The sequence below is a fragment of the Streptomyces sp. NPDC127190 genome (genome assembly GCF_042672505.1).
Taxonomy (GTDB): domain Bacteria; phylum Actinomycetota; class Actinomycetes; order Streptomycetales; family Streptomycetaceae; genus Streptomyces.
The window spans coordinates 1-13,870 of record NZ_JBHXVE010000043.1; the positions used below are offsets into that span (position 1 = coordinate 1).

Consider the following 13,870-nt stretch of genomic DNA (forward strand, 5'->3'; position numbering starts at 1 on the left):
TCGATGGGCGACCACTGGCCGTGCCGGTCTGCGGAGACGACGAGACTGCCCTCGCGCGTGTAAGCGAGTTGGTGCAGGACGTGGGCTGCGAACCCTTGGCTGGCGGCGGTCTCGAACGTGCGGGACTCCTGGAAGCGACCGCCGCGCTATTCATCGCCCTGTGGGTCGGCGAGGGAGCGGATGCGCAAGCAATCGCACCACCGCTGGCATACGCGGCCGGGCCGAGCCACCAGGAAACGGAAGACGGCACGGCGGCTTTCCGTTAGGGGTTCTAACTGGCTGTTCTCTTTCCGCTCGGGTGGTCGGTCGGGTTCGAACAGGGGCCTGGCCCGGGTGAGTCTGCCGGTGCGGACGCATGGAAGAAGGGCCTCTTGGTAGCTCGCGGATGTCGAGTCCAGCGAGGAGCAAGAGGCCCTGTTGTCGAAGTGTCGCGTGGTCATGGTTGCCGGGTCCAGTCGGTCCACTCCTGGGTGTGACTGTCTCGCCCACAGGTTCGGGAACGCGGCCGACCGGCCGGAGCGCCCGCCCCGGTACGACTCGGACATGAGCGATGACGAGTGGGCCCTGGTACGGGAACTGCTGCCCGTTCCCGGTTGGTTGGCCGGCCGGGGCGGGCGGCCCGAGGGCTACTGCCACCGGCAGATGATCGACCAATGCCGCGAAGTTAAGGCCACGCATGCGGACGAGGGCCGCCTCGAAGTCCATGTGGTGGATCGTGGTCACCGAGCAGACGAAGTCGTACTCCACACCGGGAAGTTCCACGGTGAGGAAGTCTCCCTCGACGAAGGCGAGTTGTGGATTGCCAGCAGCAGACTCGCGTGCGCAGGCGATCATGTCCGGCGATGTGTCGATCCCGGTGACACGTTTTGCCCGCCCGGCAAGCTTCCGGGCCAACAGCCCGTCCCCGCAGCCGACGTCCAGGGCATCACCGCACCCCTCGGGAACAGCTCGGAGGATGCCCGGGTGCCGGGCAACGTTGGTGTTCCAGTACGGATCTGCGGCGGGCTGGCGCATCGGATCATCGTAGAGGCCCGTCATGGCCCGCCGAGTGCACACCCATGGATGCACCGTCCCCATGGGGAGTCGCGATCACGGGGCTGGGGAATTACGTGAAGCTGATCATGTAGATCGTGGGGAATTGCCTGATCGTCGACACCCGCACCTGATCACCCCGTCACGCGCACCCCCTAGGCGAAGCCCGAGAGCCCTGCTGCGGCCTCGCCCGCGCCGACCGGGATCGACTATCTGAGGCTGATTGACAACGACCGCACGAAGGAGCTCGGCCGGCGGATCAACTACGAGGTCTTCCCGTCGACAGGGACCAGCCGACCCCGAGCCGTTGTCCTGAGCGAGGAAAGCTGGTGACCCGCCGTAATCCGGTCTACGAAGGGTTTGTCCCACGCGCCGGTCACGCGGACGCCTGGGCGCCTGGCTCTGGGGCCAGCGGGAAATCGACGAAGAAGGTGCCGGGGCTGCCAGGCATGACAGGGAAACTGAAGTGCGCCCAAGCAATGAACTCACCTCGGTCTTGACGTTCTGCGAGAGAACGGCGGCCCGCCGCGACGCCGAGTGGTCGCTTTTAGTCAGCGGTTGTCAGGGGCTCAGCAGCGTGGCGGCCGCGGCGATGAAGGCGGTGGATGCTTCCTTGGCCGCGTGCCGCCGGGTGTCCAGGTCGGTCCGGCTGGTGGCGTTGCGCAGCGAGTACGTGGCATCGGCGGCCTGCTGGGCGGGGACGGCTAGTTCGGGCACCAGGATCTGAAGGCGGATGTGGGGCGTGGTGATCGCCGCCCGGGTGTCGTGGGACCTCGTCTGGGCCTCCAGCTGGTGCTCGGTGCCTGCTTCGGTCAGGGCCAGACGCTCACGGTGAAACATCGCCGAGCGATGCGCGTCCAGGGCGGTCGCGAAGTCGGTGACCGCACCGAGCTGGTCCTGGCGGTGGCTGTCGGCGCGCTCCTCGGCGCGTGCGGTGCGCGCCGAACGGTGCTGGAGGAGTCCGGCCGTCACGGCACCGGCGAGGGTGCCGAGTACGGCAATGATCGAAGGCCATATGGACATCAGGTGTTGAATCCCCCCGGGTAGTCGGTTCGGTTGTGAGGGCGTCGCACAGCAAGGCCCGCGGCGGTGCCTTCGGCGGCGGCATAGACATCGGTTTCTGATGGCTTGCTTCCCGGCCTCCTAGAGACGCGGTTCAGCGGGCCATGAACTGGTCGAGTTCGCGTGCCTTCTGGCGCAGGGCAGATGCCCATGCCTCCTGATCAGGAGCCGGAGGTGCTGGGACTTGGACGTCTCTGAGTTCGTCACCCGTAGCGCCGTCGCTCGACTTCCAGGCCACGTCAATACCAGCCCTCTCAGCGAGGACCAGCACCGTGGCGACGAATGCTTCGGACAGGGCGATCACGACGGCATGGCGGGTGCTGCGGTGTCGTGCCAGCAGGGCGCCGACAAACGCTTTGAATCCGGTGGGGTCGATCTGGCACTCGTCGGCTTCCATGGGGCCGATCCCGGATGGCAGTCCCAGTTCCGCTTCGTGGAGGGCGACTTGGCGCAGGAATAGCCGAGAGGCGCCGTTGGACGGGTTCCACAGGGTCTGCTCGCCCATGTCGTAGTACTGGCTCACCGGGGCATCTCCCTGCTGGTCACGGGGACAGGCTAGTCCGCGGGCGGTCTCGGCGCAGGGCCTTATGAAGCGATGAGGCGGCGATGGCAGATGAGCGCGACGGCGATGTCTGCGATAGCAAGTGTCGACGGTCAGCCAGTTCCCCCACCCTCTCGCGTCCGGATGCTGACGCGAGCAGTCAAGGTGGCGCTCAATTCGTCCTCAGTGCCTGCACTGGCTCTCCAGGCGGAGGTGACACATGCCTCTTCCCAGTGCCACCAATCCTTCTCGTCGCCGTGTTCCAACAGCTTGCGGATCCGCTGGATGTTTGCTTCCGGCGGCATGTCCAGCGCGACCATCCGGAACTGCTCGATGCCCTCGCCCGTGGTGCCGAGCCTGCGGCAGAACAATCCGTCGGCGGGCAGTGCCTGCGGCCGGCCGGCGCCGCTGTCCGCCCACACCAGCTCGGCCATGGCCGGGTCGAGCAGCGCCTCTACCACCGCTACCACTTCCGGGAAGGCGACCGCGTCCCGCCCCACGACCTGCCACCGCTCCAGGTCACCGCCGGCATTCCCGCCCGCGGCCAGGTGCAGGCGCCGCGGCCAGACCGTCTCCCGCTCCCAGCCGTAGGCCTGTTCCCACCACCGGGCCACCACCGCCCGCGCCAGCGCGGACACCCACTCCGGCTCCGCACCGGCCCGCCCCGCCCGCCGCCCCACCGACGCGCACCGCCGCTGCGCCGCCACCACCTCCGGCAGGCTCCGCAGATCCAGGTGCTCCAGCGGCTGGTCGGCGTCGGTGTCCAGCAGGCACCGCCCGTGCCGCACGCACACCCGCTCCCCCCCCCCCGCGGCGTGTACCGCACCACCCGCCCGGCCCCCCTTACGCCGCGCCGCAGACAGCCGGCAGCCGAACCCCGCCGGCCCGGCCACTGCGTCGGCGACCCGCCACAGCCCCTCCGGATCACCGGTTCCGGCGCGCAGCTTCGCATCCTCCACCGCCCAGGACGGCAACGCCCGCGCCAGCACCTCCTCCTCGACGCCGCACAGGCCTGCCACAAGTCGGCGTCCGGCCGTGTTCAGCAGCACCTCGGCATCGGCCCGCGCACCTCCGCCGTCCTGCCCGGCCGGGCAGTTGCCACTTTCAGCAGACCCACAGCACCTTCGCTTCCATCCCGTAGCGGTTGGCGATGCGGCTGATCAAAGACGCCGTGGTCTCGCGGGGCAGGGGATCGGCACGAAGGACTCCCCAGCGCCCCGAAGAGAGGTTTGCCGTAGCCGGGAAGGGGACCATGAGGGGCCTTGGTCTTCTGTTGGTGTTGCGTGATGACGGCTGGAGTGCACGGCATCATGCCGCCCGCGCCTTCGGCCAGGGCTCGGGGGGCAGTCCGACGGCGCGGACCATGACGACCTCGGCCCCGGTCTCGGCCCGTTCCCGAGCCGGGCCTACGGTGTACTGGTCGGCGGGCCGCTGGTCGGCCTGCTGCTGGACATCCACGGGTGGCGGGCCGAGGAAGTCGACGAGGGCGTGGTCCTGGCCAGCGAGCTCTCCCGGTGGCCCGGCCACGCAAGCACGTGTCCTGTACGACCCCCGTGCCGGCGAACCCTGCACACCCGGCCCCGGGGGCAGATGCCGCTTCTACTACTCCGGCGACACGCCCTGGCGCCTGCCAGCACCGCTGCCTATGGCCTGCCGCCGGTCAGATGCGCGGCGGTGGGTGCTCCCCGCTGGAGGAAGGTCATCACGGTGTACAGGTCCTGCCTCGCGGCGTGCTCCAGGAGCGCGGTCTGCGGCAGTGCCATGGGCCGGCCGTGCTGCGCCTGTTCCGTCTTCCTGTCGGCGGGGGAGAGGTTGCGGATCGGGGCTGCCGACGAGGAACCCGGTCTGCGGGAGCGGTTCGCGCAGCTCTGGCAGCGGGCGAGCCGGGGTCGCTTCGAGCGGCGCATCCTGCGGCACGGTGCCGCCACCGCTCTGGCCGCGCTCACGTCACCGGACCGGCACGTCCCCGACCGCGACCTGCCGGCCCGGCCCGGTGGCCATGAGCTGGAGCTACCGGCCCGGCAACGGCGAGAAGGTCTGCGTGGTGCTGTGCGGAGCGAACACGGACCCGTCCGACCTGGTGAATCGGCCCACCGCACATTGATGAACGGCCCAAGGGAGCAGTGACTTCGGTGGTGCTTGCGGCAAGGGGCCGGTCCGGGTTTGTTGGCTGCGATTCGTTCCCGGATGCCGGGGGCAGGCGGCTCGCGGGTGGGCTCAGCGGCTGCCCGGGCGTTCCGGCCGCCTGCACCGGCTTGTCGGCCGGGCGGTGATGCGGGCGGTCTTGGTGCCCGGCCGCTCGCCCCGGGCCTCACCAGGTTCGGCCCTTTGGTGATTTTCTCGCGAGTGTTGGTGATCTTTCGGTGTTCTGGCGTGCTGAGTGAGGTCCTGCTCCTGCCGTCTCTTTCACCGGTGTCGGCCTGCCCGGGGGGCGTGCGGGGGCGGCCTGGTTGGAGGCGGTGCGGGTTCTGTGTGACGGGGTGGGGGGAAGCGGGGGTGGGGGTGGGTGCTGTCCGGTCAGCTGCGTCCCCGGCTGGGCGGACAGCGGCTGGCCCGCACGGAGTGCCTCCTCGGTCAGTTTCGAGGACTTCAAGGCCGGAGGGCGGATGCCGCCCCGACTTGCCGAGCAGTTCGGCCGCCTCCGCCACGGGCTTGGCGACTTGTCCGACTGCGTGGTGGGCCTGGCCCGGCTGCGGGTGATGCTGGCCGGCCGGCCCGGGCCTGGTATCCGGGCGTCCTCAAGGACTGCTGCTTCGCGCCGTCCACCGGGCTCTGTCTCTGGCGTCATCGGTTGGCGCCTGCCTGATCTGTGATCACGAGCCATGGGCGCCAGGGGAGGACGGGCGGTGGTCTTCTTGCTCGGGCCCGTGATGCGATGGGGCGCGGCGGGCTTCCATCACGATGCGACGCCATGACCGGATCACATCAGGGATCTGGTCGAGCAGGCCTTTCAAGGCGAACAAGAAGATGGACACGGCGCCAGCCGCTGCCAGAATCCCTAGGACGATCTGCGCATCCATACGTGGGCCTCTCCTCCGGGTGGAGGGCGGCCGAGCTGAGCGCAAGACTGCATGCGAAGTGGCAGGTGTCTCAGGTCGACCACCCTGAAGACGAGTGATCAACTGAGGCCCTGCCGACGTACAGGCCGTGTCTGAAGTTGTCGCGATTGACGCGGTGTCACCTTGGTGGCATACACGCCCGAAAGGGACGTCGGACCCATTCCCGTCGCAGCCAGCTCCGCTGGCCGTGCCGTACCAACTCTAGGTGCTCGTTGCCCTGTTGTCTGCTGTGTAGCCGGTTTCGGAGGCTCTCAAGCTGGAGAGGGCCGCCCGCCCGCCTGCCTGCCGGTCACGATGTCGTTGGCCTGGTGCGGGAGCTGGTGCGCATGCGGCGAGCTGTGCCGCTGGGCTGGCGCGGTAGGCCAAGTGCTCGCGGGCCGGCTGCGCCGCGATGTCGAGGCGGTCGCCCGGGCCGCCCGCGCGCGTGGTCTCGGCATCCATCTCGGCGCCTGTCTGTGTCCGGGAAGGATGTGTCTTCCTCGGCCCGTTCCTGGCCGGACCGCCGTCTTCGACCTCGGCCGCAGCCGACGCTGCGGCCGAGGTCCCCCGGCACCGGGCGGATGCGGGCGTGGCCGTGGATCGCCGCCGCGGACTTGCACCTGCACGATCGGCTGCTCGCCTCCCCTCCCGGCCGCGCATCCGTCCGCCGCCGGCACTACCACCATGGGCGCCGAGACGGTGGGGGAACAGTGAGCATGCGATCGACGTCACCGCGAGGCTGCTGGCCGGTGGTGCTGGAGACCGCGCTCGCCCGGGCGGGCCGCCAGCCTTCAGCAGCGGGCCGCGCATCGTCACGCTCGATATGGGTGACCTGGCCGAGCTGGCTGCCGCGGCCGGCTTGCTCGCGGCTGCTGGCGAACTGGCCGCGGCCGCGGCCACCGACGGTGGCGACGTCGGCCACGCGATCGTGCTGCACCACCTTTCAAAAGGATCGTTGATGACAACCGAGGGGCGGTCGAGGCCACGTGCCGAGCGTCGCCTGGCCCGGGTTATGGGCGGCGTCGCATGGGCGGCTTGCCGGGGGCCGGGAGCGGTCCGGCCATCTTGATCGTGCGCAGCACGGGCGCGGTCTCCAGGGTGGTGATCGCCTTCAGGGTGCCCAGGCGTTCGGTGAGGTAACGGTGCAGGCCCGCCGGGTCGGGGCATAGGGCATGGGCAGTGAGATTGTGAGGGCCGGTGACGGCGGCCACGTAGGCCAGCTCGGGGTGTCGGGCCAGGGTACGGGCGACATGATCGAGGTGGGCGGGGGCGACGGCCATCCACAGGAGCGCCTGCGTGGTGACGCCCAGCAGGGTGGAGTCGAGTTCGACGTCGAAGAAGAGCTGTCCGTGGGCCCGCAGTTGCTCCAGCCGGCGCGCGACGGTGGCGGGCGACCAGCCGGTGGCCGCGGCAAGGCTGCTCAGGCTCGCCCGACCGTCGTGCTGGAGGGCAGCGAGCAGGTCGGAGTCGGCATCGCTGAGGTCCGCCCGCACTTCAGGGGCGGCGGTGACAGGCGCCGCCTCGGCCACGGCGGTGCGCAGGCGGCGCTGCTGCGTGGCGTCGAGGGCCTGTTGGTGGCCGGACCATGCGGTGGGCCCGCCGAGGTAGGTGTGCAGGACGCAATGCGCGGAGACCGCGGTGATACCGGCGGTGCGCGGGATGTCGTGCAGCAGCAGCGCGTGCCCGTCGGCCCCGGCGGCGGTGGAGGTGTGCACGATCGCGACGATCTCGGTGCCGCCCGAGGCGAGCTTGACCCAGGACGTGTCGGCGCGGCGGGCCAGCGCGTCGGCGACGTCCTGAGCGGCGCGCGGCCCCGTGGTCAGTCGCAGCAGCCATTGGGTGCGGTCGCTGCGCTCCGGCTCGGCCAGGCCGACCACCCGCAGCCCGGCGTCTGCGCACAGCCGCCGGTAGCGGCGGGAGATCGTTTGCGCCGAGACGTCGAGGACGTCGGCGATCGCGCTGAACGGCGCCCGCCCGGCGATGCGCAGGGCATGGATGAGACCACGGTCGATGTCGTCCAGCATGTGAGAATCATGCACCACAGACACTCTGATGGAATGTTTCACCGATCCAGCCGCTCGAAGTGGAGATGGCCCGGCGGCGGCGCGCACTGTCGAGCGCATGTCGTACTCCACCATCACTGCGCCGCCGCAGCGGCGCTGGGCCGCACTCGGCGTGTTGCTGATCGCCGAGGCCATGAACCTCCTCGACGCCACCATCATGACCGTCGCCGCCCCCGTGATCCGAGCCGGTTTGGGCGGTCCGGCTTCCAGCATCCAGTGGTTCAGTGCCGCGTACACCTTGCCGTTCGCCGTCTTCCTGATCACCGGTGGACGGCTGGGTGACATCATCGGCCGGCGTCGGGTGTTCCGCCTGGGCATGGGCGGCTTCGTCCTGGCCTCGCTGGGGTGCGCGCTCGCGCCGTCCACGGCGGCGCTGATCGCCCTGCGGGCGGTGCAGGGTGCCGCGGCCGCACTGATCATCCCGCAGACCATCGGCATGATCCGCGCCATGTTCACCGGCTCGGCACTGGCCCGGGCCATGGGCACCATCGGGCCGGTCATGGGGCTCGCCGCGGTGACCGGCCCGATGGTCGGTGGCGCGCTGACCCAAGCGGATGTGCTGGGTTCCTCCTGGCGGGCGGTCTTCCTCGTCAACGTCCCCCTCGGCGCCGCCGTGCTGGCGGCCACGCCGCTGCTGCACGAGGACCGTGCCGCGCTCCGGCCACGGCTGGACCACGCCGGCACGGCGCTGGCGGTCCTGGGCAGCAGCCTGCTGGTCTATCCGCTCATCGAGGGCGGCGCGTACGGCTGGCCAGGCTGGTGCTGGGCCATGCTCGCCGCCGGCGGCGCGGTGTTGGCGGGCTTCGCCGCACATCAACGGCGGCGAGCCCGCGGCGGCCGCAGCCCGCTCATCGAGCCGGGCCTGTTCGTCGACCGCGGCTTCACCGCCGCGCTGGTGTCCAGCGTGCTGTTCTTCGCGGTGGTGGGCGGCCTCATGCTGGTGGCCGTGCTCCAGATGCAGCTGGGTTTGCACCGCGACGTCCTCTCGGCCGGCTTCACCCTGCTGCCGTGGTCGGCGATGATGGCGCTGTCGTCCTGGGTCGCCGGTACCTGGCTCGTACCCCGTTACGGGGCCCGGGTCATGAGCGCCGGCCTGCTGGCCCTGCTCACCGGAGTCGTATCGGCCGCCGCCGTGTACGCCACCAGCCCGCCCGCCTCCTACCCCTGGCTGCTGTTGCCCGCACTGGCCGTGGCCGGGATCGGTCAGGGCCTGTACGCCGTGCCGTTCTTCACCACCGCCCTGCACCGAGTCCGCCCCCACGAGACGGGTTCCGCCGCCGGCCTGCTCAACGCGGTGCAGCAACTCGGCGGCACTCTCGGCGTCGCCCTGCTCGGCAGCCTCTTCTTCCATGCCGCCGCGCGCGGCGCCCCCACCCCGGCCGCCGCGCTCACCGGCGCCCGCAACGCCTTCTGCCTCGCCGCCGCGCTCATCCTCGCCACCGCAGTGACCACGGCCATGATGCTCCCGCGGCGCTCATCGCCCACGAGCCCGGATCAACCCTTCGTTCCCGACGCCACGGACAGGTGACACCTTCGAGCGGAGCGCCGTCACGCCATGAGGGCTTAAGGAGCACCTTTTTGCCTCTGTGCAACGTATCTGGGTCGCACATCACCGAACCCCTTTCGTGTGCAGCGGGCTGAGGCTACTCGTCCTCGCCGTCGTCGCCGCCGTGCGGGTAGCGCAGCTGCCGCAGGCCCGGCGCCGGCGGCGGGGTGAAGGCGTATCGGCCGAGGAAGTCGATGGGGTCGTACTGGAGGGGGGAGCGGCGGGCGGGTAGCTCGTCGGTGACGGCAGAAGCCGTCGGCGGCCGGCTGCTTGACTGCGGCGTCGATGCAGAGGCTGTTGAACAGCACCACGGCGTTCAGGGCCAGGCCGAACGCGCCGAGTTGGTCTTATCCGAACTACGCAGTTTCGTTTGGATCAGTCGGTCGTTGGTCAGGGTGTGCCGAGTTGAGGCTGACGTTGCCCGGATGGTCCTTGATGTCCGAGAGCACCGACTCGATCTCGTCGTCCTCCTCGGTGCTGTCATCGTCCACGGCTGCGGCCTCATCCTGGTCGGCGGCATCGTCGTTGTCGGTCGGGTCGGTGAAGATCAGCGCGTCCAGCCGGCGGGGACACTCCTCTTCCCACGCAAGGCGCCGCGCGGCGACCTCGGCGACGGCCCGCTCGTCGGCCTGGTGCAGCGCGGACCGGATGGTCGAGGTGACCTGGTCCGGGGTCGGAGGCTCGATCAGCTCGTGCCGCATCTGCCGGAACAGCTCGGCCCGTACCTGCTCCTGGCTCCGTTCGTCGTGCCAGATCGCGTCCACCAGGTGGGAGACGAGCGTGAGGTGATCGGTCGTGGTGCACTCGTGCCAGCCGGTCAGATCTCGCAGCTCGCTGCGGTGACGCTTCGCAGCACGCGAGGTGAAGCCGTAGAACCCCAGCTCGGACGCGGCGACGCCCACCTGCTTCGCGACGTGCTCGACCGCATCGGGCGGCAGTTCCATGCGCATCTTGGGAAACCGGCCGCGCCAGATCAGGAACTTGAGCTGGACGGCGAAGCCCAGTCTCGTCGCCCCGGTCTTGTTGCGTAACCATCCCGCCTCGTCGCCGGACAGGGTGAAGTGGTCCACCACCCCGTCCAGACCCAGACCCCGCCCCACTCCACAACCCCTTCCGTCACCCCCATCCCCGGTATCGGGCCTGGACGGTAGAGGCGCCGCTGTACACCGAGCGGAAATCTGGGAACCGCCCCGGCGCGGCGGCCGCACCTGGTAGAAGGCGCCCGGACGGGGCCTGCAGCCTCCCGCGTCGGGCGCCTGGGGGGCCTGTGCCGGGGCCGGGGCAGCGGAAGGCCAGACATCTGCGGGTCCGGCAGGTGCTGCGTGCCGCCGTAAATGCACAGGCGGAACGCCTCCGGCCCCGCCGGACCGGCCATGTCGTGGGCGTCTGCGACGGGCTTGATCCGCTCCCGCTGGTCGCCGACCGCCGTTGAGCTCATGGCTGAGATGACTGGGGCCTGGTGGCTGGGCACGGACCGGGTACCGGGCTTGGCACTGTCCGGGCGCTGTGGCGCAGAGTGCGGAGCAGGGTGGCGGGGGCTGCGAGCGAGGAGGGGCCGTCGACCATGGTCAGGACCTTCAGAAACGCGTGCTGCACCTGGGGGTTGCGGGCTCCTGCTGCCAGCACCCGGTCCAGGTGATCGGCCATGAGACGCCGCGTGAGGGAGGGGGCGGGGCCTTGAGTGAGAGGGAAGCGCTGGTCGGCGGAGGTGGCCAGGAGCCAGGGGCCGTCGATCAGCCGGGAGAGACGGCGGTGGAAGCGGGCCGCGGTGGCCGTCGGCCCGGCCGGTCCGCGCAGGCAGGCACCCAGAAGCCGGGCACCTAGCGCCGCTACTGTCATGCCTTGTGCGTAGATGGGGTTGAAGGCGCATGCCGCGTCGCCGAGGACGAAGAGGTTGGCGGGGAGCGCCGGGGCCCGGTCGAGGTGACGGCGGCGGTTGGCGGTGGCACGGCTGGTGGCCACGGGGGTGAGCGGTGTCATGTGTTGGAGGGCGTGCGCGATCTCGGCGGTGGGCAGGGAGGCGGCGAAGGGGAGGAAGTCGTTCTCCTGCCTGGTGGGGCGATCCGGGCCGATCCCGAGGAGGGTGACGATCCAGCGCCCGTCCTCGATGGGGGCGATCACCGCGCCGCGTGTCGTGGCGGGGGCGTTGAGCAGGCTGTAGCAGGCGCGCCAGCCCAGGCCGTCGGCGGAGCTCCTACGGTACAACCGGGTGGCATAGCTCAGTTGGGGGTCGACCACGCTCTCGGGTACCGGTTCGGGGCAGCCGAGCGTCTTCAGCCAGGCGGGGAGCCGGGAGCCGCGCCCGGAGGCGTCCACAACCAGTTGGGCAGGGATGTCGGCTGTGGTTCCGCCCCGCAGGTCCCGGACCCGGACGGCTGTCACGCGGTGTCTGGTGCCTATCGGGTGTTCGACGTGGTGGCGGTCGAGGAGGCGGACGCCAGGGAGTGCGGTGATCTGTTCTCTGACGACTGCTTCGATGAGTGGACGGCTGGCTCCGACCACCCTGAGGGCGGAAGGGGAGCGGACACCCCAGCCGTACGGGGTGTGAATGGCCAGGTCGGCGCCGACGTCGATGTTCTGTCCACCGCGCTGGAGGAGGGCGGCGGTGAATCCAGGAAGGAGTTCTTCTACGGTGCGCAGCCCCCGGGTGAACAGTGCGTGGACGTGTGCCCCCTGGGGGACCCCGGTGCGGTGTGCCGCATAGGTGGGCAGTTCGTCCCGGTCGAGGACGATGACCTGCCGGAAGTGTTCGGCCAGGACACGGGCGGTGAGGAGTCCCGCCATGCCGACGCCGATGACCACGGCCTGCACCCGCCCGGGGCTCCCGGGTGCCTCGGGCGTCATCGCACCCCCCGGGTCTGGGGAGTGCTGGCCAGGAGAGCGCACGGGAGCAGGCCCGTGATCTCCGTGCTGGTGGCGACGGCGTGATCTGGGGTGGTTGCGGGGAGGGGGGACATCGGCACTCCTGGCCTCACTTGGCTGATGCGGAATCTGGCGTTGCTGGTGCAGAGGCCCGCGCCTTCGGCGCAGCGCGCTGTGCGGTCCGGCTCCCCAACTTGGTGCTCGCGGGCAGAAACAGGGAGACCACGTACAGGGTGGACAGCATGGAGCCGAGGGTGACCAGACCGATGACGGACAGGAGCAGGTTGCTCATGGCGGTGGCACGGGCGATTATCGCAGGCCAGAAGAGGGCGGCGAGGTAGGCCAGATAACCGCTGCCCAGCAGCGGCAGGGCGAGCAGCCGGCGGATACCCCCGAAGGCTGCCACGGCGAGGTTGCCGATGTTCTGCCGCGTAGTGCTGATCAGGATGTCGCTTGCCTGGCAGGGAGAGGCGGCGCAACGGACCAAGGTCATGCCAGTGGCTCCTCGACTCGTGGTTCAGGGGTGGTAGCCCCACCGTCGATGACCTGCCGGAAGCGTCCGGCCAGGACACGAGCTGCGAAGTGCCCCGCTAGGCCGGCGCCGATGACCATGGCGCGTACTTGGCATGGACACTCCTGGGGTGCGGGAGAGGGGCGGCGGATCACCGATCGCGGCCGGCGTCGGCCTCGGCCGCGTTTTCCGGGCGGGCGTGGGGCGACGGGGGTCACACGAACGGCAGTGGCAGATGATCGGCCGTTATCGATCCTGGCAGCAGAGTGAAGAGCCGGAAGGCAATGCAGTCGAGCATCACGGACACGTCCAGGATCCCGATGACGGCGAGTGCCCGGATGGGTGTCCTGGCCCGGGGCGGCAGCAGGGTGGTGCCCCGGAAGACGGTGTTGTTGGGGCCGCGGTGGATGTAGTAGTGCCGGATGAGCCAGGCGGTTCCGTACCAGAAGATCCCGGATGTCAGTGGCAGGTAGACGGGGACCTGGTACCACTCGGTGGAGAAGAGCGTCAGGAGCGGGACGCCTTCCCTGTAGGCGTAGGCGCCGGTCCGGATCCAGATGATCTCGATGGGCAGTCCGATGCCTGCGCAGATACCGAGTCCTGTGGCGGCGAGGCGGATTCCGCTCAAATTGGGCCACCGCCGCAGGACCCAGAAGTGCATGACGGCGGCGGCGGTGAGCGCGAACACTAGGCCGGTGAGGTATCCGACACCGGTGACCAGAAGAGGTTCGACCTTGACTGAGGGGTCGGGGAATCCGAAGACCTCCGGCCAGGCCGGTAGGTGTTCGCCCCAGGAGGGGATGTGCAGGCTCGCGGAGTTGAGCATCCCCATGGGGGAAAAGTAGGGGTCGAGCCCCGCCTGGGAGACGAATCCGAGCAGCAGCAACGCGTCAATGGTCAGGCGGCGTTCGGCGATGCAGCGGCGTGCGATCCAGACGACGAGCGGGACGACCATCACGATAACGAGGAACTGCGCGGTCCAGAGCAGGGTCTGATGGGTCCTGCTCAGTGTGCCGAGGTCGCCGGTGCTCAGCCAGAGCTGCCCCGAGGCAAGGTAGCGCACCGCCACGTATGCCTCCAGGCCAAGGAAGAGGGCCCCAACGGTGGCCCAGAGGACCACCGGTGTGGGACGGCGCCGCCGGACGGGGGGCGCCGACGCCCGGGCGGGCTCGCGCTCGGCCTTGGCCGGGTCGGATTCGGGTCGGGTGCACACGG

General features: G+C 70.1%; 14 protein-coding genes and 1 pseudogene. 2 read left to right on the forward strand and 13 right to left on the reverse strand.

The annotated features are described in order from the left end of the window. Positions 1–266: pseudogene (locus tag ACFVIU_RS37045) on the forward strand (NADP oxidoreductase); the annotation flags it as partial. Here ACFVIU_RS37045 and ACFVIU_RS37050 read toward each other — a convergent pair. The 9 genes from ACFVIU_RS37050 to ACFVIU_RS37090 form a co-directional block, all read right to left on the reverse strand. After that, positions 151–1,077, reverse strand: coding sequence for a class I SAM-dependent methyltransferase (locus ACFVIU_RS37050; protein WP_385848054.1), 927 nt, complete (start codon positions 1,075–1,077; stop codon positions 151–153). The pseudogene ACFVIU_RS37045 and the gene ACFVIU_RS37050 overlap by 116 nt on opposite strands. 516 nt (positions 1,078–1,593) lie before the next feature. Next, a complete protein-coding gene (locus ACFVIU_RS37055; RefSeq protein ID WP_385848056.1) occupies positions 1,594–2,055 on the reverse strand; it encodes a hypothetical protein in 462 nt (153 codons plus the stop codon). Positions 2,056–2,188: 133 nt separating this feature from the next. Beyond that, positions 2,189–2,617: a DUF6086 family protein gene (locus ACFVIU_RS37060; RefSeq protein ID WP_385848057.1), complete on the reverse strand. Its 429-nt coding sequence runs from the start codon at positions 2,615–2,617 to the stop codon at positions 2,189–2,191. Between the two features lie 131 nt (positions 2,618–2,748). Next, entirely contained in the window at positions 2,749–3,423 is a 675-nt protein-coding gene (locus tag ACFVIU_RS37065) for a DUF4265 domain-containing protein (protein ID WP_385848058.1), read from the reverse strand. A gap of 520 nt (positions 3,424–3,943) precedes the next feature. After that, entirely contained in the window at positions 3,944–4,162 is a 219-nt protein-coding gene (locus ACFVIU_RS37070; protein ID WP_385848060.1) for a hypothetical protein, read from the reverse strand. A gap of 116 nt (positions 4,163–4,278) precedes the next feature. Continuing rightward, positions 4,279–4,542 carry a hypothetical protein gene (locus tag ACFVIU_RS37075; RefSeq protein ID WP_385848061.1) on the reverse strand — a complete coding sequence of 88 codons (264 nt, stop codon included), beginning with the start codon at positions 4,540–4,542 and terminating at the stop codon, positions 4,279–4,281. Positions 4,543–5,448: 906 nt separating this feature from the next. Next, positions 5,449–5,655, reverse strand: a complete 207-nt coding sequence (locus ACFVIU_RS37080; RefSeq protein ID WP_385848063.1) for a hypothetical protein — start codon at positions 5,653–5,655, stop codon at positions 5,449–5,451. Positions 5,656–6,349: 694 nt separating this feature from the next. Continuing rightward, entirely contained in the window at positions 6,350–6,613 is a 264-nt protein-coding gene (locus ACFVIU_RS37085; protein ID WP_385848064.1) for a hypothetical protein, read from the reverse strand. A gap of 70 nt (positions 6,614–6,683) precedes the next feature. Next, complete coding sequence (locus ACFVIU_RS37090; protein WP_385848066.1) at positions 6,684–7,697, reverse strand: Lrp/AsnC family transcriptional regulator; 1,014 nt, start codon at positions 7,695–7,697, stop codon at positions 6,684–6,686. A gap of 97 nt (positions 7,698–7,794) precedes the next feature. On the opposite strand from ACFVIU_RS37090, the gene ACFVIU_RS37095 reads away from it, so the two are divergent. Beyond that, positions 7,795–9,264: an MFS transporter gene (locus ACFVIU_RS37095; RefSeq protein ID WP_385848067.1), complete on the forward strand. Its 1,470-nt coding sequence runs from the start codon at positions 7,795–7,797 to the stop codon at positions 9,262–9,264. A gap of 374 nt (positions 9,265–9,638) precedes the next feature. Here the strand turns inward: ACFVIU_RS37095 and ACFVIU_RS37100 are convergent, their stop codons facing one another. The 4 genes from ACFVIU_RS37100 to ACFVIU_RS37115 form a co-directional block, all read right to left on the reverse strand. Next, positions 9,639–10,352 (reverse strand): DUF4158 domain-containing protein, encoded by a 714-nt coding sequence (locus ACFVIU_RS37100; protein ID WP_385848069.1) that lies wholly within the window; start codon positions 10,350–10,352, stop codon positions 9,639–9,641. 364 nt (positions 10,353–10,716) lie between these two features. Then, positions 10,717–12,126, reverse strand: a complete 1,410-nt coding sequence (locus tag ACFVIU_RS37105) for an NAD(P)/FAD-dependent oxidoreductase (RefSeq protein ID WP_385848070.1) — start codon at positions 12,124–12,126, stop codon at positions 10,717–10,719. A gap of 127 nt (positions 12,127–12,253) precedes the next feature. After that, entirely contained in the window at positions 12,254–12,637 is a 384-nt protein-coding gene (locus ACFVIU_RS37110; protein WP_385848072.1) for a hypothetical protein, read from the reverse strand. 232 nt (positions 12,638–12,869) lie between these two features. Next, positions 12,870–13,868 (reverse strand): spirocyclase AveC family protein, encoded by a 999-nt coding sequence (locus ACFVIU_RS37115; protein WP_385848073.1) that lies wholly within the window; start codon positions 13,866–13,868, stop codon positions 12,870–12,872. Positions 13,869–13,870: the final 2 nt, after the last annotated feature.